The organism is Streptomyces sp. NPDC060028, assembly GCF_042736725.1.
Classification (GTDB): Bacteria; Actinomycetota; Actinomycetes; order Streptomycetales; family Streptomycetaceae; genus Streptomyces.
On the sequence record NZ_JBHWVJ010000193.1, the window covers coordinates 1 to 1,152 of the forward strand.

Annotated in this window: 1 protein-coding gene and 1 pseudogene; both read left to right on the forward strand. The window is 70.6% G+C overall.

Annotated elements, in window-relative coordinates:
- A partial coding sequence (locus ACFWBF_RS37370; protein WP_385609284.1) for a bifunctional DNA primase/polymerase occupies window positions 1–628 on the forward strand: 628 nt, incomplete at its 5' end.
- A 119-nt stretch (window positions 629–747) separates the two neighbouring features.
- A pseudogene (locus tag ACFWBF_RS37375) lies at window positions 748–1,152 on the forward strand (hypothetical protein); the annotation flags it as partial.

Genomic DNA, 1,152 nt, shown 5'->3' on the forward strand with positions numbered 1-1,152 from the left:
AACGTACACCGTGATGACCCCGGGCGGGGGTCTGCACCTGTACTTCCAGCAGCCCGCTGACGGGCCGCTCATCGGCTGCGCCACCGGGGAGGGCCCCACCCCGCCCCACATCGGACCCATGGTCGACGTGCGCGGGGTCGGCGGGTACGTCATCGCTGCCGGGTCCTACTCGACTGCCCAGGGCCGCGTGTACGAGCGGGCGAGCGCCCCGGAGGTGCGGCCGCAGCCGCTCCCTGGCTGGCTGCTTGAGCTGCTGCGCCCGTCCGCTCCTCCCGCTGCTCCTCCCCGCCCGCCGGCGCCTGTGTGCCTGTACGCCCCGGGCGGCCGTCCGGCTTCCCGTGCGGAGCGGTATGCGGCCGCGGCCCTCGATGGAGCGGCCGACGACATCGCCCAGGCGGTCGAAGGCGAACGGAATCGTCGCCTGTTCGCGGCCGCGCGAAAGCTCGGCGAGCTGCACGAAATCGCCCCGGAGGTCCTCAGTGAAGCGGCCGTGCGTGCCCAGCTGCTCTCCGCAGCACTGGCCGTGGGGCTCCGGGAACGTGCATCCCTGGCAAGCATCGAGTCCGGATGGACGAAGGGGATCGCCAACCCGACGATGCCCCGGGCTCTGCTCGGCGGTGCCGCGTGACGACGACTGGCGACATGTGGGCCGGGGAGGAAGCCCAGGAGGAGCGGCCGCGGCCGCCTGCGCAGCGCAGGGTAGTGCGCAGGCCCTCGCGCCCCGTACAACACCGCGGGCAGCTGCGTATGGCAGAGCGGTTCCTCGCCGAGCACGGCGACGCTCTGCGGCACGTCCACGGCATCGGGTGGCACGTGTGGGACGCCACCCGGTGGCTGGCAGACGAGAAGCGCATCGATATCAGCTACGCGGTCGACACCGTGAAGAACGCGCTCCGAGAGCTTGAGGAACTCACCGGAGACGAACGCGACGACCTGTACAAGGACGTGCGGAAATCGGAGTCCGCGAGCGGCCTGGAGGGCATGGTCAAGATTGCCTCTGCCCGGGCGCCCATGAGCGTGGCAAGCAAGGAACTGGACACCGACGCGTACCTGTTCAACACCCCCACCGGCACCGTGCATCTGCTCACCGGAGACGTCACGGAGTGCTCCCGGGACGATCTGATCACCAAGGTTGCCGGAGCTGGCTTGGAC